This window comes from Rhodococcus sp. p52, assembly GCF_000763325.2.
Taxonomy (GTDB): domain Bacteria; phylum Actinomycetota; class Actinomycetes; order Mycobacteriales; family Mycobacteriaceae; genus Rhodococcus; species Rhodococcus pyridinivorans.
Genome location: NZ_CP016819.1, coordinates 1,233,053 through 1,257,336 on the forward strand (window position 1 = coordinate 1,233,053; position 24,284 = coordinate 1,257,336).

25 protein-coding genes and 1 pseudogene are annotated in these 24,284 nt (G+C 68.2%); 16 read left to right on the forward strand and 10 right to left on the reverse strand.

What is annotated here, in order from left to right:
• Position 1: 1 nt before the first annotated feature.
• Positions 2-763 (reverse strand): CoA transferase subunit A, encoded by a 762-nt coding sequence (locus IM25_RS05590; protein ID WP_024102430.1) that lies wholly within the window; start codon positions 761-763, stop codon positions 2-4.
• Between the two features lie 202 nt (positions 764-965).
• On the opposite strand from IM25_RS05590, the gene IM25_RS05595 reads away from it, so the two are divergent.
• Positions 966-1,739 (forward strand): IclR family transcriptional regulator, encoded by a 774-nt coding sequence (locus tag IM25_RS05595; protein ID WP_019290591.1) that lies wholly within the window; start codon positions 966-968, stop codon positions 1,737-1,739.
• A gap of 7 nt (positions 1,740-1,746) precedes the next feature.
• On the opposite strand, the gene IM25_RS05600 is transcribed toward IM25_RS05595, so the two are convergent.
• From IM25_RS05600 to IM25_RS05620, 5 genes are read right to left on the reverse strand one after another with little or no spacing between them, the layout of a single operon-like run.
• Entirely contained in the window at positions 1,747-2,568 is an 822-nt protein-coding gene (locus tag IM25_RS05600) for an HpcH/HpaI aldolase/citrate lyase family protein (RefSeq protein WP_065995845.1), read from the reverse strand.
• The gene (locus IM25_RS05605; protein WP_019290589.1) at positions 2,565-3,059 is read right to left on the reverse strand and encodes a MaoC family dehydratase; all 495 of its coding nucleotides are present in this window, start codon (positions 3,057-3,059) and stop codon (positions 2,565-2,567) included. Before IM25_RS05605 ends, IM25_RS05600 begins: the two co-directional genes overlap by 4 nt.
• Positions 3,056-4,219, reverse strand: a complete 1,164-nt coding sequence (locus IM25_RS05610; RefSeq protein WP_024102433.1) for an acyl-CoA dehydrogenase family protein — start codon at positions 4,217-4,219, stop codon at positions 3,056-3,058. The genes IM25_RS05605 and IM25_RS05610 overlap by 4 nt, the downstream gene beginning before the upstream one ends.
• Positions 4,219-6,222, reverse strand: coding sequence for an acetyl-CoA carboxylase biotin carboxylase subunit (locus IM25_RS05615; RefSeq protein WP_065995846.1), 2,004 nt, complete (start codon positions 6,220-6,222; stop codon positions 4,219-4,221). Before IM25_RS05615 ends, IM25_RS05610 begins: the two co-directional genes overlap by 1 nt.
• 8 nt (positions 6,223-6,230) lie before the next feature.
• Positions 6,231-7,850 (reverse strand): carboxyl transferase domain-containing protein, encoded by a 1,620-nt coding sequence (locus IM25_RS05620; protein ID WP_065995847.1) that lies wholly within the window; start codon positions 7,848-7,850, stop codon positions 6,231-6,233.
• A gap of 89 nt (positions 7,851-7,939) precedes the next feature.
• Between IM25_RS05620 and IM25_RS05625 the strand changes: the two genes are divergently transcribed.
• Positions 7,940-8,599 (forward strand): SACE_7040 family transcriptional regulator, encoded by a 660-nt coding sequence (locus IM25_RS05625; protein WP_006550756.1) that lies wholly within the window; start codon positions 7,940-7,942, stop codon positions 8,597-8,599.
• Positions 8,596-9,366, forward strand: a complete 771-nt coding sequence (locus tag IM25_RS05630; RefSeq protein WP_006550757.1) for a thioesterase family protein — start codon at positions 8,596-8,598, stop codon at positions 9,364-9,366. The genes IM25_RS05625 and IM25_RS05630 overlap by 4 nt, the downstream gene beginning before the upstream one ends.
• Positions 9,367-9,437: 71 nt before the next feature.
• On the opposite strand, the gene IM25_RS05635 is transcribed toward IM25_RS05630, so the two are convergent.
• Positions 9,438-10,310, reverse strand: coding sequence for an LLM class F420-dependent oxidoreductase (locus IM25_RS05635; RefSeq protein WP_198162536.1), 873 nt, complete (start codon positions 10,308-10,310; stop codon positions 9,438-9,440).
• A gap of 264 nt (positions 10,311-10,574) precedes the next feature.
• Here IM25_RS05635 and IM25_RS05640 point away from each other — a divergent pair, with 264 nt between their 5' ends.
• Both IM25_RS05640 and IM25_RS05645 read left to right on the forward strand, forming a co-directional pair.
• On the forward strand, positions 10,575-12,215 hold the full coding sequence (locus IM25_RS05640) for a sensor histidine kinase (protein ID WP_006550759.1): 1,641 nt from the start codon (positions 10,575-10,577) through the stop codon (positions 12,213-12,215).
• Positions 12,212-12,676 carry a response regulator gene (locus IM25_RS05645; RefSeq protein ID WP_006550760.1) on the forward strand — a complete coding sequence of 155 codons (465 nt, stop codon included), beginning with the start codon at positions 12,212-12,214 and terminating at the stop codon, positions 12,674-12,676. Before IM25_RS05640 ends, IM25_RS05645 begins: the two co-directional genes overlap by 4 nt.
• A gap of 34 nt (positions 12,677-12,710) precedes the next feature.
• Here IM25_RS05645 and IM25_RS05650 read toward each other — a convergent pair whose 3' ends face one another.
• Positions 12,711-12,956 carry a DUF6480 family protein gene (locus IM25_RS05650; RefSeq protein ID WP_006550761.1) on the reverse strand — a complete coding sequence of 82 codons (246 nt, stop codon included), beginning with the start codon at positions 12,954-12,956 and terminating at the stop codon, positions 12,711-12,713.
• A 227-nt stretch (positions 12,957-13,183) separates the two neighbouring features.
• Here IM25_RS05650 and IM25_RS05655 point away from each other — a divergent pair, with 227 nt between their 5' ends.
• On the forward strand, positions 13,184-14,365 hold the full coding sequence (locus tag IM25_RS05655; RefSeq protein WP_006550762.1) for a zinc-dependent alcohol dehydrogenase: 1,182 nt from the start codon (positions 13,184-13,186) through the stop codon (positions 14,363-14,365).
• A gap of 56 nt (positions 14,366-14,421) precedes the next feature.
• Here IM25_RS05655 and IM25_RS05660 read toward each other — a convergent pair whose 3' ends face one another.
• Positions 14,422-14,847 (reverse strand): Hsp20/alpha crystallin family protein, encoded by a 426-nt coding sequence (locus IM25_RS05660; protein ID WP_019290579.1) that lies wholly within the window; start codon positions 14,845-14,847, stop codon positions 14,422-14,424.
• 157 nt (positions 14,848-15,004) lie between these two features.
• Between IM25_RS05660 and IM25_RS05665 the strand changes: the two genes are divergently transcribed.
• From IM25_RS05665 to IM25_RS05685, 6 genes are all read left to right on the forward strand, one after another.
• Positions 15,005-15,334 carry a MerR family transcriptional regulator gene (locus IM25_RS05665; protein ID WP_006550764.1) on the forward strand — a complete coding sequence of 110 codons (330 nt, stop codon included), beginning with the start codon at positions 15,005-15,007 and terminating at the stop codon, positions 15,332-15,334.
• A 125-nt stretch (positions 15,335-15,459) separates the two neighbouring features.
• On the forward strand, positions 15,460-15,624 hold the full coding sequence (locus IM25_RS25985; protein ID WP_153811622.1) for a hypothetical protein: 165 nt from the start codon (positions 15,460-15,462) through the stop codon (positions 15,622-15,624).
• Between the two features lie 72 nt (positions 15,625-15,696).
• A complete protein-coding gene (locus IM25_RS05670) occupies positions 15,697-15,909 on the forward strand; it encodes a hypothetical protein (RefSeq protein WP_019290577.1) in 213 nt (70 codons plus the stop codon).
• A gap of 56 nt (positions 15,910-15,965) precedes the next feature.
• Positions 15,966-16,859: an AAA family ATPase gene (locus tag IM25_RS05675; RefSeq protein ID WP_006550765.1), complete on the forward strand. Its 894-nt coding sequence runs from the start codon at positions 15,966-15,968 to the stop codon at positions 16,857-16,859.
• Positions 16,856-17,968, forward strand: coding sequence for a vWA domain-containing protein (locus IM25_RS05680; protein ID WP_006550766.1), 1,113 nt, complete (start codon positions 16,856-16,858; stop codon positions 17,966-17,968). The genes IM25_RS05675 and IM25_RS05680 overlap by 4 nt, the downstream gene beginning before the upstream one ends.
• Positions 17,961-19,103: an XdhC family protein gene (locus IM25_RS05685; RefSeq protein WP_006550767.1), complete on the forward strand. Its 1,143-nt coding sequence runs from the start codon at positions 17,961-17,963 to the stop codon at positions 19,101-19,103. The genes IM25_RS05680 and IM25_RS05685 overlap by 8 nt, the downstream gene beginning before the upstream one ends.
• Here IM25_RS05685 and IM25_RS25300 read toward each other — a convergent pair.
• Positions 19,091-19,410, reverse strand: a pseudogene (locus IM25_RS25300) (SDR family oxidoreductase); the annotation flags it as partial. The gene IM25_RS05685 and the pseudogene IM25_RS25300 sit on opposite strands and share 13 nt — an antisense overlap.
• A gap of 172 nt (positions 19,411-19,582) precedes the next feature.
• Between IM25_RS25300 and IM25_RS05695 the strand changes: the two are divergent.
• Genes IM25_RS05695 through IM25_RS05710 form a run of 4 tightly spaced genes read left to right on the forward strand, consistent with a single transcriptional unit; the run spans position 19,583 to position 24,252 of the window.
• Positions 19,583-20,071: a (2Fe-2S)-binding protein gene (locus tag IM25_RS05695; protein WP_006550769.1), complete on the forward strand. Its 489-nt coding sequence runs from the start codon at positions 19,583-19,585 to the stop codon at positions 20,069-20,071.
• 2 nt (positions 20,072-20,073) lie between these two features.
• Entirely contained in the window at positions 20,074-22,473 is a 2,400-nt protein-coding gene (locus IM25_RS05700; protein WP_033097535.1) for a xanthine dehydrogenase family protein molybdopterin-binding subunit, read from the forward strand.
• Entirely contained in the window at positions 22,470-23,324 is an 855-nt protein-coding gene (locus tag IM25_RS05705; RefSeq protein WP_019290574.1) for an FAD binding domain-containing protein, read from the forward strand. Before IM25_RS05700 ends, IM25_RS05705 begins: the two co-directional genes overlap by 4 nt.
• A 55-nt stretch (positions 23,325-23,379) precedes the next feature.
• Complete coding sequence (locus IM25_RS05710) at positions 23,380-24,252, forward strand: SRPBCC family protein (protein WP_033097536.1); 873 nt, start codon at positions 23,380-23,382, stop codon at positions 24,250-24,252.
• Positions 24,253-24,284 lie beyond the last annotated feature (32 nt).

The following is a 24,284-nucleotide window of genomic DNA, read 5'->3' on the forward strand; positions in this document are numbered from 1 at the left end:
TCTACGCTCCCTTCGCGGCGCTGACGGTGCGCTTTTCGATCTGCTTGTCCTGGACACCGGTGTGCACGAGCCGGTTCACGAAGATTCCCGGCAGGTGCACCTCGCCCGGATCGATCTCGCCCGGCTCGACGAGTTCCTCGACCTGGGCGATGCACACGCGGCCGGCCATCGCGGCGAGCGGGTTGAAGTTCATCGCGGCCTTGTTGAACACCAGGTTGCCCTCGGTGTCGCCCTTGAGGGCGTGCACGAGCGAGAAGTCGGCGGTGATGGACTCCTCGAGCACGTACCGCTTGCCGCGGAACTCGCGGATCTCCTTCGCCGGCGACGCCACGGCGACCGAACCGTCGGCGTGGTACTTCCACGGCAGTCCGCCCTGCGAGATGGGCGTGCCGACGCCGGCGGGGGTGAAGAAGGCGGGGATGCCTGCGCCACCGGCGCGGAGCTTCTCGGCGAGGGTGCCCTGCGGGGTCAGCTCGACCTCGAGCTCACCCGAGAGGTACTGCCGGGCGAATTCCTTGTTCTCCCCGACATACGACGCGGTGACCCGGCGGATGCGCTTGCTGCCCAGCAGGATTCCGAGACCGTGGCCGTCGACACCGCAGTTGTTGGAGAACACCTCGAGGTCGGTGGCCCCGGCGTCGGCGATGGCCCGGATCAGGATGTCGGGGATACCGCACAATCCGAATCCGCCCACCGCGAGCGTCGCACCGTCACGGATGTCGGCGACGGCCTCCGCCGCCGTCTCGAACACTTTCGTTGCCAACTCTCACCTCTCGGGTTTCCGGGGGAGCCGCCGGGCTCCGCTGGACAAATCACGTCCACTGGATGAACGCAGTCGCATGCTTGGTTTCTACTAAAGAGTCCGCAGGTGGCGAACACAAGTACCTGCCGGAATCTCTCTGAAATTGATCGTTCATCGAACAGAGACGCTATATGCGTTCACTGAGTGGACGTAGAATCGAGGTATGTCGTCCGATGCACGGGGTCAACTGGTCGCGCGGATCGCCGCCCTGCTGCGCACCGTCTCGTCGCACGAACCGGAAGGGGTGACGACCTCGGAGGTCGCCCGCACCACCGATCTCGCCCGGCCCACGGTGCACCGGCTGCTCAGCTCGCTCGCCGACGAGGGGCTCGTCGACCGGGATCCGGCGTCGGGACGCTGGGCCCTCGGACCCGAGCTCTACCTGCTGGGATCGCTCGCCTCCGTGCGCTACGACATCACCGATCTCGCGGGCGACGTGCTGCGCGATCTGGCGCGCGCGACCGGCGAGAGCGCCTTCCTCTCCGCGCGGCGGGGCGACGAGACGGTCTGTCTGGCGATGGAGGAGGGCAGCTTCCCGCTGCGTTCGCACGTGCTCCACATCGGGATCCGGTTCCCGCTCGGGGTGGCGTCGGCGGGGCTGGCGATCCTCGCGCACATGCCCGATCAGGAGATCGAGGCGCATCTGTCGCGGGTGGATCTCACGCAGGATTGGGGACCGGACCACGCGCGACCCGCACTGGAGAAACGGATCGAGACGACACGGCTGACCGGCTACGCCGTCAATCCGGCACTGATCGTCGAGGGCAGTTGGGGAATGGGCGCCGCGGTGTTCGATCACCGCGGCGCCCCGACCTGGGCGTTGAGTCTGACCGGCGTGGAGAGCCGGTTCCGGCCCGATCGTGTGCCCGAACTCGGTGAGGCGCTGCTCGACAGCGCCCACCGTCTCACTCAGTTGTTGCGTCACCGTCCCCGGTGACACTCGGTCATGCCGAGGCGGCGGCCGACGCGCGCTGCAGCACGCGTTCGGCGTGGCGCAGCACCGGGGCGTCGACCATCTTCCCTTCGAAATCGAAGACGCCGCGTTCCGATTCGGCGGCCTCGAGAACGCGCCGCGCCCACGCCTCCTCCTGGGGGGTGGGCGCGTACGCCCGGCGGACGACGTCGACCTGGCTCGGATGGATCGACACCTTGATGTCGAATCCGACCGCCACGGCGTCGAGCGCCTCCTCGTACAGGCCGTCGGTGTCCTTGATGTTCAGGTACACCGAGTCGAGCGCCCAGCGGGCGTGACCCTTCGCGGCGAGCAGGGTCACCGACCGGGCGTGTTGCGCGACCGCGCGGTACGTCCCGTCGGCGTGACGGCTCGCGTTGCCACCGAGTCCGGCGACGAGATCCTCGGCACCCCACATCATTCCGAGGGTGTTCTCGGCGACGGCGATGTCCTCCACCGCGAGCACCCCGAGGGGCGACTCGATGAGCGCGACCACCTCGAGCGGTGCGAGCGAGCGCACCTCGTCGCCGCTCTCGCACTTGGGCAGCATGACCCGCGTGTACGACGTGCGGCGCAGTGCCTCGAGATCGGCCTCGTGGTCGGCCGTGCCCACCGGGTTGACCCGCACCACGGTGCGTTCGGGGTCGAGCGGAGTGGCGATCAGCGCCTCACGGGCCGCCGGCTTGTCGGCCGGCGCGACGGCATCCTCGAGGTCGATGATCACCACCTCGGAACGTTCGGCGGCCTTGGCGTAGCGCTCCGGACGATCGGCGGGACAGAAAAGCCATGCGGGGCCGGGGAGTTCCCAGGTCATGTCGTGGGCCTCTTCTGGACCAGGGTCTTGCGCACGGCGACGGCGACGACATCGCCGTGCTGGTTGCGACCGGTGTGTTCGAGGGTGACGATGCCCTCCCCCGGCCGGCTCTTCGACTCGCGCTTGTCGACGATCTTCGTCTCGGCGTAGAGCGTGTCGCCGTGGAACAACGGCTTGGGGAAGGAGATCTCGGAGAACCCGAGATTCGCGACGATCGTGCCCTGCGTGAGCTGGGCGACCGACAGTCCCACGAGCGTCGAGAGCGTGAACATCGAATTGACCAGACGCTCACCGAAACTCGTCTCGGCAGCGTATGCGGCGTCGAGGTGTAGCGCCTGCGTGTTCATCGTCTGCGTCGTGAACAGCGTGTTGTCGGCCTCGGTGATCGTCCGGCCGGGGCGGTGCTCGTAGATCGCGCCGAGTTCGAACTCCTCGAACCACAGGCCACGCTGGACGATCCGCTTCTCCACGGTGGTGTCGGTCTCGCTCACAGTCCCAGCTCCCGTCCGATGAGCATGAGCTGCACCTCGGTGGTGCCCTCACCGATCTCGAGGATCTTGCTGTCGCGGTAGTGGCGCGCCACGGCGTACTCGTTCATGAAGCCGTAGCCACCGTGGATCTGCGTCGCGTCGCGCGCGTTGTCCATCGCGGCCTCGGACGCGACGAGCTTGGCGACCGCGGCCTGCTTCTTGAACGGCTTGCCGGCGAGCATCGCGGCGGCGGCGTCGTAGTAGGCGGTGCGTGCGGCGTGCGCACGTGCCTCCATGCGGGCGATCTTGAAGGCGATGGCCTGGTTGTTGCCGATCGGGCTGCCGAACGCCTCGCGCTCCTTGGCGTACTTCACCGATTCGTCGACGCAGCCCTGCGCGGCGCCGGTCGACAGCGCGGCGATGGCGATGCGGCCCTCGTCGAGGATGCGCAGGAAGTTGGCGTAGCCGCGGCCCCGCTCGCCGAGGAGGTTCTCCTCGGGCACCCGCACGTCGGCGAAGGTGAGCGGATGCGTGTCGGAGGCGTTCCAGCCGACCTTGTTGTAGGCGGGTTCGGCGGTGAAGCCCGGCGTGGAGGTCGGCACGAGGATCGTGGAGATCTCCTTCTTGCCGTTCTCCCGCACATCGGTGACGGCGGTGACGGTCACGAGCGAGGTGATGTCGGTGCCGGAGTTGGTGATGAACTGCTTGTTGCCGTTGATGATCCACTCGCCGTTCTCGAGCTTGGCGGTGGTCTTGGTGCCTCCGGCGTCGCTGCCCGCACCCGGTTCGGTGAGCCCGAAGGCCGCGAGGTTGCGGCCGCTCGCGAGCTGCGGCAGCCACTCCTGCTTCTGCTTCTCGTTGCCGAAGCGGTAGATCGGCATCGCGCCGAGCGAGACACCGGCCTCGAGGGTGATGGCGACGGACTGGTCGACCTTGCCGAGTTCCTCGAGCGCGAGGCACAGCGCGAAGTAGTCGCCGCCCATGCCGCCGTACTCCTCGGGGAACGGCAGGCCGAACAGGCCCATCTCGGCCATGCCCTGCACGACCTCGTAGGGGAACGAGTGCTCGGCGTCGTGCTTGGCGGCGACCGGCGCGACCACCGTGCGGGCGAAGTCGGCGACCGTCTTGCGCAGCTGCTCGTACTCGTCGGGAAGTTGGCCCGTGGCCAGGTATTCCGTCATCACTTTGTCTCTTCCGTGTCGGCGTGCGGGGTGATTCGCACGAGAAGTTGATCGACCTTGACCTGCTCACCGGCGGCCGCGAACAGTTCGACGGTGCCGTCGATGGGGGCGGTGAGCGAATGTTCCATCTTCATGGCCTCGACGACGACGAGCGTCTGCCCGGCCGTGACGGTGTCGCCGGGGGCGACGGACACCGCGATGACGGCACCGGGCATCGGGCTCGTGATGTCGGCGTCGCCGGCGTGGGCGTCGTCGCCGCGCACCGACGCCTCGCGCACCTCGCGGACGGCGACGCTGCCGTGACCGTCGGAAAGCCAGACCGCACCGTCGGATTCGCCGACGCGGTAGCTGTGACGCCGGCCGTCGAGCACGACCGCCAGAGCGGAGCCGTGCAGCACGGCGCTGAACCGGTAGGTCTCGCCGTCCTCGACCTCAGCGACACCGGCCGCCGGAGTTCCGGTCAGGCGCACATGTGCGGTGCGGTCGCCGGAGGTGAGCCGCGACGTGACGGGCCGGTGGGCACCGACGCGCCATCCGTCGGGCACCGCCCACGGATCGGTGGTGTCGCCCGCCCAGCGGTCGAGCCACCGCAGGATGGCCGCGGCGACGAGCGTGGAATCGGCGGTCGTGGGGGCGGTGTAGTCGCCGAGTCGACGGTCGAGGAGTCCGGTGTCGAGCGCACCGGCCACGACGTCGTCGTCGGCGAGCAGGAACCGCACGAAGTCGACGTTGGTGACGACGCCGAGCACGGCGGTCTGTGCGAGCGCCCGGTCGAGGCGGCGCAGCGCTCCGGCGCGGTCGTCGGCGTGGGCGATGACCTTGGCGAGCATCGGGTCGTAGTCGCTGCCGACCACGGTGCCGGCGCGGATGCCGGAGTCGACGCGCACGCCGGGGCCGGAAGGTTCCACGACATCGGCGATCTCGCCGCCGGTCGGGAGGAAGCCGCGGGCCGGATCCTCGGCGTAGACGCGGGCCTCGATCGCGTGGCCGGTGAGGGTGATGTCGTCCTGGGTGAAGCTGAGCGGCTCCCCCGCGGCGATGCGCCCCTGCCACTCGACGAGGTCGAGGCCGGTGACCATCTCGGTGACCGGATGCTCGACCTGCAGCCGGGTGTTCATCTCCATGAAGAAGAACTCGTCGGGCTTGTCGGCGGAGACGATGAACTCGACGGTGCCGGCGCCGGTGTAGTCGACGCTGCGCGCGGTGTTGCACGCGGCCTCACCGATGCGGGCGCGGGTGGCCTCGTCGAGCAGCGGCGAGGGCGCTTCCTCGATGACCTTCTGGTGCCGTCGCTGCAGGCTGCACTCGCGCTCCCCGAGGTGCACGACGTTGCCGTGCGCGTCGGCGAGGACCTGGACCTCGATGTGCCGGGGGCGCTGCACGAACCGCTCGAGGAAGAGGGTGTCGTCGCCGAACGCCGACGCCGCTTCGCGACGGGCGGATTCGAGCGCGGCGGGCAGATCCTTCGGGTCCTCGACGAGGCGCATGCCCTTGCCGCCACCGCCGGCGGACGGCTTGACGAGCACGGGATAGCCGACTTCCTCGGCGCCCGCGATCAGTTCGTCGTCGCTCAGTCCGGGCCGGGAGATGCCGGGCACGACGGGAACGCCGAACTCCGACACCGCGGCCTTGGCGGTGATCTTGTCGCCCATGGTCTCGATGGCGTGGGCGGACGGGCCGAGGAAGGCGATACCGGCAGTGGCGCACGCGGCGGCGAAAGCCGAATTCTCCGAAAGGAATCCGTAGCCGGGATGGATGCCCTGCGCACCGGTGGCGAGCGCCGCGTCGATGACCTTGTCGATCACCAGATAGCTCTCGCGCGCCGCGGCGGGTCCGAGCAGCACCGCGGTGTCGGCCTCCTGCACGTGCCGGGCGTCGCGGTCGGCCTCGCTGAACACGGCGACCGAGCGGATGCCCATCGCCTTCAGGGTGCGGATGACGCGCACCGCGATCTCACCGCGGTTGGCGACCAACACCGTGTCGATCCGAGTCGTATCAGTCATGGGTGCACTCACATCCGGAAGACGCCGTAGGAGACCGGCTCGAGCGGGGCGTTGGCGCACACCGACAGTGCCAGTCCGAGAACTTTTCTGGTGTCTGCGGGATCGATGATGCCGTCGTCCCACAGGCGCGCGGTCGAGTAGTAGGGATTGCCCTGTTCCTCGTACTGGGCGCGGATCGGAGCCTTGAACTCCTCCTCCTGCTCGGCCGTCCAGGGATTGCCCGAGGCATCGAGCTGGTCGGAGCGCACCGTGGCCAGCACCGAGGCGGCCTGCTCGCCACCCATGACGGAGATGCGGGCATTGGGCCACATCCACAGGAAGCGAGGCGAATACGCGCGACCGCACATCGAGTAGTTGCCGGCGCCGTACGAGCCGCCGATGACGACGGTCAGCTTCGGCACTCGGGCGCACGCGACCGCGGTGACCATCTTCGCGCCGTGCTTGGCGATGCCGCCGGCCTCGTAGTCGCGGCCGACCATGAAGCCGGAGATGTTCTGCAGGAACACCAGCGGAATCGAGCGCTTGTCGCACAGTTCGATGAAATGCGCTCCCTTGACGGCGGATTCGCCGAAGAGCACGCCGTTGTTCGCGATGATGCCGACCGGGTGGCCGTGGATGCGTGCGAAGCCGGTGACGAGAGTCTTGCCGTATTCGGCCTTGAACTCGTGGAAGCTGCTGGATTCATGGCCGTCACCGCCGGCGCCGTCGACCACACGGTCGATGACCTCGTGCACGTCGTAGGGGATGCGCGAGTCGGTGGGCACCACGTCGTACAGCTCGGTGGGGTCGGCCTCGGGTTCGACGGTGGGTTCGACGTCCCACGGACGCGGGTTGCGCGGACCGAAGGTGGAGACGATGTCTCGCACGATGCGCAGCGCGTCGCGGTCGTCCTCGGCCAGGTGGTCGGTGACGCCGGAGACCTTCGAGTGCAGGTCGCCGCCGCCGAGCTCTTCGGCGGTGACGACCTCGCCGGTCGCGGCCTTCACCAGCGGCGGGGCACCGAGGAAGATGGTGCCCTGGTTGCGGACGATGACGGCCTCGTCGCTCATGGCGGGGACGTAGGCGCCGCCGGCGGTGCACGAGCCCATGACCGCGGCGATCTGCGGAATCCCCTTGGCGCTCATGGTGGCCTGGTTGTAGAAGATGCGGCCGAAGTGCTCGCGGTCGGGGAAGACCTCGTCCTGCCGCGGCAGGAAGGCGCCACCGGAGTCGACGAGGTACAGGCACGGCAGGTTGTTCTGCAACGCGACTTCCTGCGCCCGCAGGTGCTTCTTGACCGTGATCGGATAGTAGGTGCCCCCCTTGACGGTGGCGTCGTTCGCGACGATCACGCACTCGCGGCCGGCGACGCGGCCGATGCCGGCGATCATGCCGGCGCCGGGGCACTCGTCGTCGTACATGCCGTCGGCGGCGAGGGGCGACAGTTCGAGGAACGGGCTGCCCGTGTCGAGCAGTTCGTCCACGCGGTCGCGGGGAAGCAGCTTGCCGCGGGCGACATGCCGCTCCCGGGCTTTCTCGCTGCCACCCAGGGCTGCGGCAGCGAGCTTGTCTCGGAGCTCTCCGACCAGCTGTTCGTGCTGGTCGCGGCTGGTTGTCGAGGCCGTCTCAGCGGTTGTCACGGACACCATCCTCGGTAGATCGACTAATCGCCATTAACTGAAATCTAGGTTAGTTATGATTAACCGAGTTGTCCAGACCACACCGAGCGGAGATTTTCATGACCGAGTCCGCGATCGACGTCTCGACCGCATCGGGACGCCCGACGCGGCGTAGCCTCGCCAAGGCGGAACGCCGACGGGACCTCCTGCGTGCCGCGGCGCACCTGATCGCCGAACGCGGATTCCCCGGGGTCCGCCTCGAGGATCTCGGTGCGGCCGTGGGGATCAGCGGTCCCGCCGTGTACCGACACTTCCCCAACAAGGACGCCCTGCTCGTCGAGATCCTCGTCGAGATCAGCCGCCGCCTCCTCGCAGGTGGCACGCAGGTCGCCGAGACGACGCCCGACCCGCGCGACGCCCTCGAGGGCCTGGTCGACTTCCATCTCGACTTCGCGCTGGGCGAGCCCGATCTCATCCGCGTGCAGGACCGCGAGTTCACGTCCCTCCCCGACGAGGGGCAGCGGGAGGTGAGGGTGACCCAGCGTCGCTACGTCGAGATCTGGGTCGACGCCCTGCGCCGCATCGACCCCGCACTGCCCGAATCCGATGCGCGCACGATGGCGCACGCGACCTTCGGACTCATCAACTCGACACCGCACAGCGCCGACCCGCGTTCCCCCGAAGGCACCCGCGCGGTGCTGCGACGCATGGCACTGGCAGCTCTCGCCGCGACCCCCTCGGCTCTCGCGGCAGAGCCGTCACGAACGGAGACCGCATGAGCTACTTCGAACGACTCGGCCCGACCTCCTTCCGCGCCACCGAACATGTCGGTGGGGCGTGGAACGAGGCGGAGCAGCACATCGCTCCCGCTCTCGGGCTGATCGCCCACGTCGTCGAATGCGACCGCGACGCGCGGCGCGACGACGACCTCACGATCGGACGCCTGTCGTACGACATCCTCGGCACCGTGCCCGTCGGTCCCGTCGTCACGACGGTCGAGGTCCTGCGGCCCGGACGCACCATCGAACTCGTGGAAGCGACCCTCGCCTACGACGGGCGCGCGATCGTGCGTGCGCGCGCGTGGCTGATGCAGACCCGTCCCACCGCGGAGATCGCCGGCACCACGCTGCAGCCGATTCCGACGCCCGAGGACTGCGAACCCTGGGACCCGACGACGCTGTGGCCGGGAGGATTCATCGACTCGGTGGAGGTGCGCCGCGTCTCGACCGCACCCGGACGGGCCTCGTTCTGGGTGCGCACCGGTCTCCCGCTCGTGGAGGGCGAGAAGGTCAGCGATCTCGCCGCCACGGCCGGCCTGTTCGACATCGCCAACGGCATGGCGGTGCGTGCCGATCCGAGAACGGTCGCCTTCCCCAACGTCGACCTGACCGCGCACCTGTTCGCCGAACCCCGCGGTGAATGGGTCGGCTTCGATACGTCGGTCTCGTTCGGCGCCGACGGCGTCGGCCTGACGAGCACGGTGCTGCACGATGCGACCGGACCGATCGGCACGATGTCCCAGATCCTCACGGTGCGGCCGATCTGAGCGGCCACACCGATCCGGTGACCTCGGGGTCCGGTGACCTCGGGGTTCGGTGACCTCGGGGTTCGGTGGCCTCAGCTCAGCAGCGCGGACGCGAGCTGCCGGTAGCCCTCGCTCGGGAAGGTGAACGGATCCGCGGTGAGCACCTGGATGGCGACCTCGTCGGCACCGGCGGCGTAGTGCTTCTCGATGCCGGCGACGACGCTGTCGAGATCACCCCACGGGATGAGCGCGTCCATCAGGCCGTCGCTGCCACCGTCGGCGAGGTCCTCGTCGGTGTACCCGAGGCGACGCAGGTTGTTCGAGTAGTTCGGCAGCGCGAGATAGCCGCGCATGTACTCGCGGGCGATGCCGCGCGCAACGGTCTCGTCGGTTTCGAGAACGACGGCCACCTCGGGGGCGAGCAACGGCTCCGAGCCGAGGGTCTCGCGCGCGATCGCCGTGTGTTCGGACGGCACGAAGTACGGGTGGGCTCCTGCCGCGCGCTCGGCGGACAGCTTCAGCATGCGCGGGCCGAGCGCCGCGAGAACCCTGCGATCGGTGGGCACCGGCGTCGATGCCGCATCGAGGCCGTCGAGGTACTCGACCATCCGGCTGTAGGGCTTGGTGTAGCTGGTGTTCTCCCGCGCGTCGACGACGGGGGCGTGACTCGTTCCGACGCCCAGCAGGAAACGACCGGGATACCGAGACTCCAGATCGGCGACCGCAGCGGCCGTGGTCTCCGGGTCGGCGTGCCAGATGCTGATGATGCCGCTCGCCAGCTCGAGCTTCGTCGTCGCCGCGAGCAGTTCACCGTAGACGGAGGGGAAGCCGTCCTTGAATCCGCCGGACGTCCACAACCGGGAGTACCCGAGCTCCTCCAGTTCGCGGGCTGCATCGAGCGCCTGCTCGCGAACCTTCCGACTGAGCCAGAACGCGCCACCCCACACACTCACTCGTCGTGTCATGCGACCGACCCTAGTCGCGTTCCGGCACTCGGTGCAGCCGGTTCGGCCCGTGGCCGGATCGGAACGGCTCCACCGGTCGGCTACAGTTCGCATTCGGGTTCAACAGACAGCCCGTCCATACGTGTGTTCGCAGACCGACAGGTTCGGGACCGCACCGCCGTCGGGATTCGTCGCCCGTAGGCGCGAATCGGGCACGGGCCGGGAAGCTGGGGTGGATGTGATCGGTATCGTGCGTTCCGCCGAGGTCGGAGCGACGGTGCGGCGATGAGGGATCCTTCGGTTCCCGAACCGCGCATCGAGCGGTTCTCGTCGCGGCTGGTCGTGCAGAGCTGGTTCCAGGTCGCGTTCGCGGTCCTCGCGGTCTTCGCCGTCCTCGGCTCGATCGTGGGCGGAATCTTCATCCAGCGCACCGTGCAGATCACCGACGAGGTGACCGGGCGGATCCAGCCCGCGATGACGGAGTCCTACCGGCTGCAGCGCTCATTGCTCGATCAGCAGACCGCGGTCCGCGGGTATGCGCTCACGACCGACCCGATCTTCCTCGGGCCGTATCGCGCCGGCCGAGCCGATCAGCAGGTCGCCCTCGATCGCCTCCGTGAACTCCTCGCCGACCATCCCGAGCTCCTCGCCGACATCGACTCCATCGACGCCACCGCCCGGCAGTGGCAGACGCAATATGCAGAGCCGATCATCGCCACAGTCGTGCCCGGGCAGCCGCGCCCCGTCGATGCGAACCTGGCAGAGGAGGACCGGCTGACCTTCGGTGAGATCCGGTCGATGTTCGTCCAGGAGAACAACGCGCTCTCCCGTGTGCTCGAAGAGAACCTCGACGATCTCGTGCAGTCCCGGACGATCCGCAACTCGGTCCTGATCGCCATGGTGATCACGTTCATCCTCACCGGCCTCGCGATGGTGGCCCTCGTCCACAATCTCGTCGCCGTGCCGCTCAGCAAACTCCGCAACGCCAGTCGCCGGGTCGCGCTGGAGGAGAACTTCTACCAGCACATATACCCCCAGGGACCGAAGGACATCCGGGCACTCGCCCTCGACGTCGAGACGATGCGCGGTCGTATCGCGGACGCGTTGGCGGACTCCCGGAAGCAGCAGACCCTGCTCGCGAAACAGACCGAGGATCTCGATGCCCAGGCCGAGGAACTCCGCCGCTCGAACACCGAACTCGAACAGTTCGCCTACGTCGCATCGCACGACCTGCAGGAACCGCTGCGGAAGGTCGCGTCCTTCTGCCAGCTGCTCGAGAAGCGGTACGGCGACGTCCTCGACGATCGTGGACGACAGTACGTCGAATACGCCGTGGACGGCGCGAAACGGATGCAGGTGCTGATCAGCGATCTGCTCGCCTTCTCCCGGGTCGGACGCGTCCACGACGCCTACGTCCGGGTCGACCTCGGCCGACCGCTCGAGAAGGCGTTGTTCAACCTCTCCGCCTCCATCGAGGAGTCACAGGCGCAGATCGAACGCCCCGACGACCTCCCCGAGCTCACCGGTGACCCCACTCTGCTGACGATGCTGTGGCAGAACCTGGTCGGCAACGCCATCAAGTTCCGCCATCCCGATCGCACCCCGGTGATCAGGATCGAGTGCGAAAAGGCCGAGGACGAGTCGGACGGTCCGCGGTGGCACTTCTGCGTCACCGACAACGGCATCGGGATCGACAGCGAGTACGCCGAGAAGGTGTTCGTCATCTTCCAGCGGCTGCATCCTCGCGACGATTACCAGGGCACCGGTATCGGACTGGCGCTGAGCAAGAAAATCGTCGAGTATCACGCGGGAAGAATCTGGATCGACACCGAGTACGGCGATACTCATACCGAGGGCACTCGAATCTGCTTCACCCTCGGAACCGCATCACGCCCCGTCGAGCAGAAGCAGGGGACAACGTCATGAGGAGCACGATCGTGACCTATCCCGCTGCCCGACCGGTGGACGTCCTGTTGGTCGAGGACGATCCCGGCGACGAGCTGATGACCCGTGAAGCATTCGAGGACAACAAGATCGGCAACGCCCTACACGTCGTCCGCGACGGGGCGGAAGCACTCGACTTCCTGTACCGCCGGGGCGACCACGAGGGTGCGCCGCGCCCGGATCTGATCCTGCTCGACCTGAACCTGCCGAAGTACGATGGCCGGCAGGTGCTGACGAAGATCAAGTCCGATCCGGAACTGTCCGACATCCCGATCGTGGTGCTCACGACCTCGTCGGCCGAGGAGGACATTCTCCGCAGCTACAAGCTGCACGCCAATGCGTACGTCACCAAGCCGGTCGATCTCGACCAGTTCATCGGTGCCGTGAAGCAGATCGACGAATTCTTCGTGCAGGTCGTGCGGCTACCGCGTCGCGGACGCTGACGAGAAGCTCCGCGGGGCGGCTCGGGCCGAACCGTCAGGACAGGATGCCGAAGATCGCGACCACGAAGATGATCACGATCACCGCGACGGCGAGCAGCGTGAGCCACCCGCTGATGGGGAATCGCTTTCTCGTGTCCGGTTCCGGAGCGGACAGCCCGGACGTCGTCCCCGAGTCCGGGGGCGTCGATCCGGGCGCCACGCCGCCACCGGGCTCGAGATCCGGGGTGCGCGAAGGTTCGGGATCCTGGCTTCCGTGGTGTTCGGGGTCCGAAGTGGTCACCTGACCTCCTTCTGTGCGGCTGCGCTCCCGCAAGAGCGGCCACAGACATGTGTCGCGGCGATTCGGTTCTGTGGCGACATACCTCTCCTCCGGCACGCGCAAACATGTGCGGCGCGGCAGGGACCCGCTCGCGGGCAGCGTTTGCCCGCGCCGAGCGGGGGTAGGCATCGAGGGACACGTGCCGGGCACGGCCCGACATTCCTGCACCCGAGGAACCGAGGAGCGACATGAAGGCAGTGACATGGCAAGGGCGCCGCAACGTGAGCGTCGATACGGTGCCCGATCCGACGATCCAGGAGGCCGGTGACGCCGTCATCCGCGTCACCACCACCAACATCTGCGGCTCCGACCTGCACCTGTACGAGGTGTTGGGAGCCTTCATGACTCCCGGCGACATCCTCGGTCACGAACCGATGGGCATCGTCGAGGAGGTCGGCTCCGGCGTCACGAACCTGAAGCCCGGCGACCGGGTGGTGATCCCCTTCCAGGTGTGTTGCGGCCAGTGCTTCATGTGTTCCCACGGCCTGCATTCGCAGTGCGAGACCACGCAGGTCCGTGAGGAGGGCACCGGCGCCGCACTGTTCGGCTACTCGAAGCTCTACGGCAGCGTGCCCGGCGGGCAGGCCGAATATCTGCGCGTCCCCCATGCCGACGCCACCCACATCAAGGTCCCGGAAGGGCCGGCCGACGACCGTTTCGTCTACCTTTCCGACGTGCTGCCCACCGCGTGGCAGGCCGTCGAGTACGCGGAGATCCCCGACGGCGGAAGTGTCACGGTGCTCGGCCTCGGCCCCATCGGAGAGATGGCCGCCCGCATCGCGGTGCACAAGGGTGCCCGCGTGATCGGCGTGGACATGGTCCCCGAGCGACTGGCCCGCGCGGCCTCCCGCGGCATCGAGGTCGTCGATCTGCGCGAGGTCGACAACAATCCCGGCGACATGATCCGTGACATGACGAACGGGCGCGGCACCGATTCGGTGATCGACGCCGTGGGTATGGAGGCGCACGGCTCGCCCGTCGCGAAGCTCGCCCAGAGTGCCGCCGGCTTCCTGCCGTCGGCGATCGCCGAGCCGTTCATGGAGAAGGCCGGAGTGGACCGTCTCCACGCGCTGTACACCGCGATCGACGTCGTGCGGCGTGGTGGCGCGATCTCGTTGAGCGGTGTGTACGGCGGGGCGGCGGATCCGATGCCGATGCTCACCCTGTTCGACAAGCAGATCCGTCTCCACATGGGTCAGGCCAACGTGTTGAACTGGGTCCCGGAGATCCTGCCGCTGCTGACCGACGAGGATCCGCTGGGGGTCGACGACTTCGCGACCCACCGCCTCCCGCTCGACGACGCACCGCACGCGTACGAGATCTTCCAGAAGAAGCAGGACGGCGCCATCAAGATCTGCCTGAAACCGTAGTGGACGCAGCCGAACCGGGCCCGGGAATCATCCCGGGCCCGGTTCGCCGTAGCGGTTCACTTCTCGATCGCGGCCTGGCCGTTCGTCTCCGCGTCGATCACCGAGATCTTGCGGGGCTTCGCCTTCTCTGCGACCGGAATCGTCACGCGTAGAACACCACCGCGGTACTGCGCTTCGATCCGATCGGTGTCGAGGGTGTCACCGAGGAACAGCCTACGAGTGAAGATGCCTCGCGGCCTCTCGGTCGAGACGAATTCCTTGTCCCGGTCGACTTCCGGACGTTCCGCGCGCACGGTGAGCACGTTGCGTTCGACATCGAGGTCGATCGAGTCGGCGTCGACGCCCGGGAGATCGAACTCGGCGACGAAACGGTCGCCTTCTCGCCATGCATCGAGCGGCATCACCGCGGGCCGTGCCATGGTGCCGAGCACCTGCTGCGTGAAGCGATCGATATCGCGGAAGGGGTCGGTGCGCATCAACATCGGTCTGTCACCTCCGACTGTCCGGCCGTTCGTGGCGGCCACACTTTGTCGATTACCTGTGTCCGTAGACACAGATTTATTATGGACCTGTGGTAAGGTTCGGTCAAGTCGCGGGTGACCGCAGCGCGACCCGAGAAGACCGACTCCGGAGGAAACGATGACGCCAGATCCGTTACGCGCCCGGCGCGGGGTCTACGGCATCTCGGTGGCCGCCGAACTGTCGGGACTCGACCCGCAGACCTTGCGCCTGTACGAACGCCGAGGGTTGCTGAACCCCGCACGCACAGCGGGTGGGACGCGCCGCTACAGCGACAACGATCTCGAGATCGTCCAACGGATCGTCGAACTGGTGGGCTCCGGAATCAATATCGCCGGAATCGCCCGGATCCTCGAACTCGAGGCGAACAACGCGGCCCTCAAGGAGGACAACGACCGTCTGCGCTCCACCCTGGACAGCAGACCCCCTCCCCCGCCGCATACTTCCTAGACCTCCTCTACCTGTGCAAACAGCAGAAAGACCGGGCCGGTTCAGTAGAACCGGGCTAAGATTCAAGAACGCCTCAGAGGTGCGTAGGAGTGCGTCCGCCAATGACGCACCGATAGCAATAAGGGGTGACCTCAGTGCGCAACGCACAGCACGATTCACCGAATACCGGACAGGGACAGCAGGACATGGCATCCCGGCCCAATCACATCGCAGACGACACGATCCGCTGGCCCGATCCGAGCCCGCTGGACGGATGGTGGGCCCGCGTCATGGGCAAGTCGGTTCCCTGAGAGGAACCGGCACGATCCGACCATTCCACGCCTTCGATTCGCGGATACCGAGTTGTTGATATCGAGGTGGACATGACGCCGCACCGCGACCCGATCTCCGGTGGCCGGTGGGTCTTCCGTTGCGACCATTGCGATCACTGCTACCGCACTGCCGCACAGAGCAAGCTGCAGGCAGAGCTCTATGCCCAGATGAACGGCTGGGCCATCCATCCGACGACGTTGTGCCCCGGATGCGCAACACTGTTCACCGGCGAGTTCGCGCCGCTCGCGCACGCCGACGGTTGATCCGATAGTTGTCGCAGTCGCCGGTCGGGAGGCGGGTGAGCATCTAGGCTCGCTTCATGACCGGCGACGCAACACGTATCGATTCACCCGAGAAACTCTCGGCTGCTCTCGAGACCACGGGATATCTCGCCGACGACGGACTGGCGACCGTCGTCTTCCTTGCGATGCGTATGGGCCGGCCGCTCTTCTGCGAAGGCGAACCCGGAACCGGGAAGACTTCGCTCGCAGCGGCTCTCGCTCAGGCCCTGGATCTGCCGATGGTCCGGTTGCAGTGCCACGAGGGCATCGACGCCTCGCAGGCCCTCTACGACTGGGATTTTCCCCGGCAGTTGCTCCATCTGCGCTCGCTCGAAGCGGCGAGCGACGGTGTGCTCGATGCGGACACCGCCGAGCGTTCCCTCTACACGGAGCGCTATCTCCTCGTCCGCCCGTTGCTGCAGGCGCTCACCGACTCACCGTGCGTGCTGCTCGTCGACGAAATCGACCGCGCCGACGACGAGTTCGAGGCCTTCCTACTCCAGTTGCTCGACGAGAACGCGGTGACGATCCCCGAATTGGGCGAGATCCGCGCGGAGGTCCCACCGCTGGTGGTGCTCACCTCCAATCGGACCCGCGAGGTGCACGACGCACTCAAGCGCCGCTGTCTGTACCACTGGGTGGAGCATCCCGATCTCGAACGCGAGGTCGCGATCCTGCAGCGGCGGCTGCCCGGTCTGGGGCACCCGCTCGCCGAGCAGATCGCCCGCGCGGTGCGCTCGTTCCGCGAACAGGACCTCCTGAAGCCACCAGGGATCGCCGAATCCCTCGACTGGGCGCGCGCACTGGTCGCCCTCGACCGCGACGTCCTCGACGCAGCGACCGCTGCGGCGACACTCGGTGCCGTACTGAAGTACCGCGAGGACATCGACCGGGTCACCCGCGCCGGACTCGACCTCTCGAGGGCCGGATGACGACCGCCCCCGGACCGGTCGCCGGGTTGGCCGGCTTCTGCCGCGCCCTCGCCGCCGCCGGTCTGCCCGTCGCCCTCGACGCCACCGCCACCTATCTCGACGCCCTCGCACACGTCGACGTCGGGGATCCCGTGCAGGTCTATTGGGCAGGCCGCGCCACGCTGTGCCGCACACCGGACGACACGGCCCGCTACGACGTGGTCTTCGTCCACTGGTTCGGCGACACCGTCCCCACCGGCTCCCGTACCCACGGGCAACGCACCCGCACCGCACGGATCGCCGCGCTGTCCCGCAGCGAGGGCGCCGAGGGCGATTCCGGTGACGACGCGCCACGCCTGCAGGTCGCGGCGGACGACACCGACGTCCTCCGGCACCGCGACGTGGCCGAATTGACGACCGCCGAACGCGCTCACCTCGCCGAACTGCTCGCGCGGTTGCAGCCCCGACCCCCGACGCGTCGGGGATTGCGGTCGAAGCCCTCCCGCCGCGGGCCGGTGGACCCGCGGCACACCCTGCGCGACATGCTGGCGGGCGGGGGCGAACCCGTCCGGCCGCGGCACCGGGCACGAGCGACGAGACCGCGCCGGGTGGTGTTGCTGATCGACGTATCCGGCTCGATGAGTCCCTACGCCGACGCGCTCCTGCGGTTCGCGCACGTCGTCACGCGTGCCGCGCCGTCGTCCACCGAGGTGTTCTCCCTCGGCACGCGGCTGACCCGCCTGTCGCGTGCGCTGCGTGCCCGCGACCCGCAGATCGCGCTCGCCGGGGCTTCGCGTGCGGTACCGGACTGGGCGGGCGGGACACGTCTCGGCGACACGCTCGGCGCGTTCCTGGACCGCTGGGGGCGCAGAGGTTTCGCGCGCGGCGCGGTGGTGGTGATCTTCTCCGACGGCTGGGAGCGCGGCGACACCTCGCAGCTCGGGGAACGCATGGCGCAGCTGCATCGCCTCGCGCACCGCGTGCTGTGGGTGAACCCGCACGCCGGCGGCGCCGGATACGAACCGATCCAGTCGGGTATCTCCGCGGCCCTGCCGCACATCGATCGTCTGCTCGCGGGACACAGCCTTGCGACACTGGAAGAACTTCTCGAGGAGGTTCGGCGTGCGTGAAATTCTGGACGAGCTCGACCGGCGGTACCGGGACGGGGAGGCCGTCGCGGTAGGCACCGTGGTCTCGACTTTCCGTTCGGCGCCCCGGGGGCCGGGTGCATCGATGCTGGTCGCGCAGGACGGCACCGTCACCGGCAGCGTCTCGGGCGGGTGCGTCGAAGGCGACGTCTACGAACTCGGCCGGTCGGTCATCGACAGCGGGCAGCCGGTGCTGCAACGCTACGGGGTCTCCGACGACGACGCGTTCTCCGTCGGCCTGACCTGTGGCGGCATCATCGACGTCTTCGTCGAACGGATCGACGCCGCGTCCTTCCCCGCCTTCACCGACCTGCTCGACTCCGTCCGCGCGGGCGAACCCGTCGCGCTCGCGACCGTCACCGCCCATCCCGACCCGGCGTTACGGGGACGACGGATGGTCGTGTGGCGCGACCGCGCCGACGGACAGCTCGCCTCGTCCCGCATGTACGACGCCGTCGTCGACGACGCGCGCGGCCTGCTCGAGGTGGGACGCTCGGGCACCCTTCACTACGGCACCGACGGTGAGCGTCGCGGCGAGGGGATGTCGGTGTTCGTCAACGTCTTCCAGCCCCCGCCGCGGCTGATCGTGTTCGGGGCGATCGACTTCGCGTCGGCGATGGCCCGGCTCGGCTCGTTCCTGGGCTACACGGTGACGGTGTGCGACGCGCGCGGGGTGTTCGCCACCGAGGCCCGCTTCCCCGGCGCCCACGAGGTGATCGTCGACTGGCCGCACCGCTATCTCGCGGCCGAGGCCGAGGCCGGACGTGTGGACGCCCGCACCGTCATCACGGTACTCACCCACGACCCGAAGTTCGACGTGCCGCTCCTCGAAGTCGCCCTACGGCTCGACGTGGCCTACGTCGGGGCGATGGGGTCGCGCCGCACACACGACGACCGGATGGAGCGTCTGCGGGAGACGGGACTGACCGAGGAGGAACTGGCGCGCCTGTCGTCGCCGATCGGTCTGGATCTCGGGGCCCGCACCCCGGAGGAGACCGCGGTGTCGATCGCCGCGGAGATCATCGCGCTGCGCTGGGGCGGGGGCGGCGGCCGCCTCGCGGAGACACGCGGACCGATCCACGCCCACGAGGAGCACATCGGCGCTCAGAAGTACTGAGCACCACCGTCGATCGCGAAGCTCTGGGCGGTGACGAAGACGGACTCGTCGGACGCGAGGCGACCATGTTCGCGATCTCGTCCGCCTCGGCCATGTACTTGTTCAGGAAGGGCATGGTCATGCCGCCGAGCCGGGGGTTGCTCTCGGCGGTCTGGGCGATGCGGTCGCGCATCGAACCGGATCCCATCGGGGTGTTCACCGCGCCCGGGTGGATGCTGTCGACCCGGATGTCGTGCTGTCCGAGTTCGGCGGCGAAGGCCCGCGCCATCCCGACGAGGGCGTGCTTGCTGGTCGTGTAGTGCACCAGATGTTCCTTGGCGCCCTCCGCCTCGACCAGCCGGCGTGTCTCGTGACGATCCCGCTTCCGATCGACGCGAGCCCAAAGGCGATTTCGGCGATTCGGGTCCTTTCGACGCGCGATATGCAGCAGAGTGTCAGTGATCTGTATCACTGCGCTACGCGAGGCACTTGGAGGATCGATGCGCATCACTGTCACCGTAGACGGAACGCAGTACACGGACGACGTGGAACCGCGACTGCTTCTCGTCCACTACCTCAGAGATCGACTCGGGAAGGTGGGCACGGTGGTCGGCTGCGACACGAGCAACTGCGGCGCCTGCACCGTGTTGCTCGACGACCGCAGCGTCAAGTCGTGCTCGATGCTCGCGGTACAGGCCGACGGACACTCGGTCACCACCGTCGAAGGGCTCACCACGAACGGCAGCCTGCATCCGGTCCAGGAGGCGTTCCGCGAGAAGCACGCCCTGCAGTGCGGCTTCTGTACGCCCGGGATGATCATGGCGACCATCGACCTGCTCTCCGAGAACTCCGATCCGAGCGACGAGGACGTACGGCACGGTCTCGAAGGAAATCTGTGCCGCTGCACCGGATACCAGAACATCGTGGCCGCTGCGCGTGACGCCGCTCAGCGACTGCGCGAGAACCCGGCCGCCACGCAGGAGGTATGACGATGACGAGCACCGTGGATCCCACCACCGACGAGGGCACCGGCGAATCCGAACTCGGCCGGGCACGCCGCCGCAAGGAGGACGAGCACCTCATCACCGGCCGCACGCGCTGGACCGACAATATCGTGCTCCCTGGGATGCTGCACGCCGCGATCCTGCGCAGCCCGATCGCGCACGCCCGCATCACCGGACTCGACGTCTCCGAGGCCCGGGGCAAGCCGGGGGTCGTCGCCGTCTACACGGGCGCCGACCTCGCCGAGGAGCAGGGCAGCCTGCCGTGTGCGTGGCCGATCACCGAGGACATGAAGACCCCGAACGCCCCGGCCCTGGCCGTCGACACCGTGCGGTTCGCGGGTGAGGCCGTCGTAGTCGTGGTGGCCCGCAGCGCATACGAGGCCCACGATGCCCTCGACGCGATCGACGTCGACTACGAGGACCTGCCGGTCGTGCTCGATCTCGAGAGCGCGGCGCAGGACGGCGACCTCGTCCACCCCGATCTCGGCACCAACGTCAGCGCGACATGGGTGTTCGACTCCGCCGAGGCCGGCAGCGGCGGCAACGTCGAGGACGCGATCCGCGACGCGGAGGTGGTCGTCGAACGGACCTTCCGGCAGCAGCGGCTCATCCCGGCCTTCATGGAACCGCGATCGGTCGTCGTCGACCCCACCGCCTCGCAGATCACCATGTGGTCGGCGACCCAGGTCCCGCACGTGCTGAAGCTGATGCTCGCGATGACCCTCGGTCTCCCCGAGCACAAACTGCGCGTCATCGCCCCCGATGTGGGCGGTGGTTTCGGCGGCAAGCTGCAGGTCACGCCGGAGGAGGTGCTCACGCTCCTCATCGCGCGTCGCCTACACAAGCCCGTCAAGTACACCGAGACGCGCAGCGAGTCGATGCTCGCCGCGCACCACGGCCGCGACCAGGTCCAGAAGCTGACCCTCGCCGCGCGCCGCGACGGCACCGTCACGGGCCTGAAGGTGGAACTGCTCGCCGATATGGGCGCCTACCTGCGTCTCGTCACCCCGGGTGTGCCGATCCTCGGCGCGTTCATGTTCAACGGCATCTACAAGTTCGACTCGTACCGGTTCGCCTGCACCAACGTGTTCACCAACAAGGTGCCCACCGACGCCTACCGCGGCGCCGGACGCCCCGAGGCCACCTTCGCGATCGAACGCATCATGGACGAGCTCGCCGTCGAACTGTCCATGGATCCCCTCGAGCTCCGCGAGAAGAACTGGATCAAGCACGAGGAGTTCCCGTTCGACACCGTCGCGGGCCTGACCTACGACTCGGGCAACTACGAGGCCGCGACCGCCAAGGCCCGAGAGTTGTTCGACTACGACGCATTACGGCGCGAGCAGACCGAACGACGCGAGCGCAACGACCCGGTGCAGCTCGGTCTCGGTGTCTCCACGTTCACGGAGATGTGCGGCCTGGCCCCGTCGCGGGTGCTCGGTTCACTCTCCTACGGCGCCGGCGGCTGGGAGCACGCCGCGATCCGCATGCTCCCCACCGGCAAGGTGGAGGTCGTCACCGGTTCGTCCGCCCACGGTCAGGGCCACGAGACGGCGTGGAGCCAGATCGTCGCCGACCGGCTCGGAATCCCGTTCGAGGACATCGAGATCCTGCACGGCGATACGCAGAGTTCACCGCGCGGTCTCGACACCTACGGCTCCCGCTCGCTCGCCGTCGGCGGCATCGCGGTCGTGAAGGCCGCGGAGAAGGTGGTCGCCAAGGCCCGGCCGATCGCCGCACACCTGCTCGAATGTTCCGAGGACGATCTGGATTTCGAGGCAGGACAGTTCCGCGTCAAGGGCACCTCGAAGTCCGTCGGGCTCACCGACGTCGCGCTCGCGGTGTTCGCCGCGCACGACCTGCCCGACGGTGTCGAACCGAACCTCGACTCCGAGGCGACCTACGATCCCGACAACTTCTCGTTCCCGCACGGCACCCACCTGTGCGCCATCGAGGTCGACACCGAGACGGGGCACGCGCGGATCCGCAAGTACGTGTGCGTCGACGACGTCGGGCACGTCGTGAATCCGCTCATCGTCGAGGGCCAGGTGCACGGCGGACTCGCCCAGGGTATCGCCCAGGCCCTCTACGAGGAAGCGGTGCACGACGAGTCGGGCACGTTGCTGAGTTCGTCGTTCGCCGAGTATCTGCTACCCACCGCGGTGGATCTGCCGCCCTTCGTCACCGATCGCACCGACACTCCGGCACCCGGTAATCCGCTGGGTGTCAAGGGTGTCGGCGAGGCAGGAACCATCGCCTCCACCCCGGCCGTCGTCAACGCCGTACTCGACGCGGTCCGGCCGTTCGGCGTCACCGACGTCGAGATGCCCTGTACACCGATGCGGATCTGGCACGCGCTCCGCGACGCCCGAGGAGGCACGAAATGATTCCGGCCCCGTTCGACTACGTCGCCCCGTCGAGCGTCGACGAAGCGGTCGCCGCGCTGACCGAGGCCGGTGAGGACGCGAAGGTCATCGCCGGTGGGCAGAGCCTCATGCCCGTCCTGCGCCTGCGGATGGCGGCACCGACCGTGCTCGTCGACCTCGGCAGGATCCCCGAACTGCGGGGCATCCGCGACGACGGCGACGCCCTGGTGATCGGCGCGACCACCACCCACCACGATGTGCTGCACGACCCGCTCGTCGCGGAGCACGCACGGTTGCTGGCCGAGGCGACGGCGACCGTCGCCGATCCCCAGATCCGGCACCGCGGCACGTTCGGCGGGTCGCTCGTGCACGCCGACCCGGCCGGGGATCTCGCGGCGCCTGCCGTGGCGCTCGAGGCGACCTTCACCGTGGCCGGTCCGTCCGGGCGTCGCACCATCGCGACGGACGACTTCTTCCAGGACTTCTTCACGACCGCGGTCGAGCCCGGAGAGATCCTCGTCGAGGTCCGGATTCCCAAGCACACGGGCTGGTCTGCGCGCTACGAGAAGTTCCATCGCGCGGCCCAGCAGTGGTCCATCGTCGGGGTCGCTGCGACCCTACAGGCGTCCGGCGACACCATCGAACGGGCGAGGATCGCGCTTACTAACATGGCAGCCGTCCCGGTCCGGGCACGCGGCGTCGAGGAATCGCTGATCGGTAAGCCCGCGACGGCCGAGACGATCCGGGAGGCCGCCGAGCTCGCCACCGACGGCACGGCTCCCATGACCGACGGGAATGCCGACGCCGAGTATCGGAGCCACCTCGCCCGGGTACTCACCCGACGAGCGGTCACCACTGCCTCCGGGGTCTAGGCGTTTTCCACGCCGAACACCGAGATCCCGGACCACCTACGAACTTGAGGACCTCATGCAACTCGAACACACACTGTCCGTTCCCGCCCCGGTCGACGAGGTGTGGACCGCCCTGCTGAATCCGGAGAAGGTCGCGCCGTGCATGCCCGGCGCGACGCTCACCGGGGTCGACGGCGACACGTTCACCGGGACCGTCAAGGTGAAGCTCGGACCGGTGGCGCTCACGTTCAAGGGCACCGGCGTGTACGTCGAAAAGGACGAGAGCGCCCGCCGGGCGGTCATCGAGGCCAATGCGAAGGACACCCGAGGCAACGGCACGGTGGCCGCGACCATCACCGTCACCCTCACCGGCGACGGCGACCGCACCGACGGCATCGTGAGCACCGACATGAAGATCACCGGCAAGCCCGCCCAGTTCGGGCGGGGGATGATCTCGGATGTCGGTGGGAAGATCCTCGAGCAGTTCGCGGACTGCCTGTCGAAGAAGCTCGGACCCGAAGCGGCGGCCTCCTCCACGTCCTCCTCTGTGTCCTCCTCCTCCGCGGCGACCGCTGAGGCAGCCGAGTCGCAGCCCAACGAGTCCGTGCCGGCGAGCCCGCCGCTCACCGCCGCGGGTTCGGGCGACGAGCCGGCCGGTGGAGCATTCGTCGGGCCCGGCGCCGGGGACGACGACTCCGCGCAGACGCGGCCGAACGAGTCGGTTCCACCCAGCCCGGTGAGCGCCTCACCGGCACCGGCGATGACCTCGACGCCTCTCACGCCATCGACGACTCCCTCCCCGGCCGCGCCCCCGCAGCCCGAGGCCGAACCGCTCGACCTCATGCAGTACGCGAAGGGATCGGTCGCGACGCGGGTCGCGCCGGTCGGAGTGGTCGCGATTCTCGTCGTGGTCATCGCGGTGATCCTCCAGCGTCGATCGGGACGCTGACCTCGTCGGATCCACTCGAACGCTGCGGATCG

Coding starts and splice junctions, on each gene's coding strand:
- IM25_RS05595 (WP_019290591.1), top strand. CDS start 966: ATGTCGTCCGATGCACGGGGTCAACTGGTCGCGCGGATCGCCGCCCTG.
- IM25_RS05600 (WP_065995845.1), bottom strand. CDS start 2,568: ATGACCTGGGAACTCCCCGGCCCCGCATGGCTTTTCTGTCCCGCCGAT.
- IM25_RS05610 (WP_024102433.1), bottom strand. CDS start 4,219: ATGACGGAATACCTGGCCACGGGCCAACTTCCCGACGAGTACGAGCAG.
- IM25_RS05615 (WP_065995846.1), bottom strand. CDS start 6,222: ATGACTGATACGACTCGGATCGACACGGTGTTGGTCGCCAACCGCGGT.
- IM25_RS05620 (WP_065995847.1), bottom strand. CDS start 7,850: ATGGTGTCCGTGACAACCGCTGAGACGGCCTCGACAACCAGCCGCGAC.
- IM25_RS05625 (WP_006550756.1), top strand. CDS start 7,940: ATGACCGAGTCCGCGATCGACGTCTCGACCGCATCGGGACGCCCGACG.
- IM25_RS05630 (WP_006550757.1), top strand. CDS start 8,596: ATGAGCTACTTCGAACGACTCGGCCCGACCTCCTTCCGCGCCACCGAA.
- IM25_RS05635 (WP_198162536.1), bottom strand. CDS start 10,310: ATGACACGACGAGTGAGTGTGTGGGGTGGCGCGTTCTGGCTCAGTCGG.
- IM25_RS05640 (WP_006550759.1), top strand. CDS start 10,575: ATGAGGGATCCTTCGGTTCCCGAACCGCGCATCGAGCGGTTCTCGTCG.
- IM25_RS05645 (WP_006550760.1), top strand. CDS start 12,212: ATGAGGAGCACGATCGTGACCTATCCCGCTGCCCGACCGGTGGACGTC.
- IM25_RS05655 (WP_006550762.1), top strand. CDS start 13,184: ATGAAGGCAGTGACATGGCAAGGGCGCCGCAACGTGAGCGTCGATACG.
- IM25_RS05660 (WP_019290579.1), bottom strand. CDS start 14,847: ATGTTGATGCGCACCGACCCCTTCCGCGATATCGATCGCTTCACGCAG.
- IM25_RS05665 (WP_006550764.1), top strand. CDS start 15,005: ATGACGCCAGATCCGTTACGCGCCCGGCGCGGGGTCTACGGCATCTCG.
- IM25_RS05670 (WP_019290577.1), top strand. CDS start 15,697: ATGACGCCGCACCGCGACCCGATCTCCGGTGGCCGGTGGGTCTTCCGT.
- IM25_RS05675 (WP_006550765.1), top strand. CDS start 15,966: ATGACCGGCGACGCAACACGTATCGATTCACCCGAGAAACTCTCGGCT.
- IM25_RS05680 (WP_006550766.1), top strand. CDS start 16,856: ATGACGACCGCCCCCGGACCGGTCGCCGGGTTGGCCGGCTTCTGCCGC.
- IM25_RS05695 (WP_006550769.1), top strand. CDS start 19,583: ATGCGCATCACTGTCACCGTAGACGGAACGCAGTACACGGACGACGTG.
- IM25_RS05700 (WP_033097535.1), top strand. CDS start 20,074: ATGACGAGCACCGTGGATCCCACCACCGACGAGGGCACCGGCGAATCC.
- IM25_RS05705 (WP_019290574.1), top strand. CDS start 22,470: ATGATTCCGGCCCCGTTCGACTACGTCGCCCCGTCGAGCGTCGACGAA.
- IM25_RS05710 (WP_033097536.1), top strand. CDS start 23,380: ATGCAACTCGAACACACACTGTCCGTTCCCGCCCCGGTCGACGAGGTG.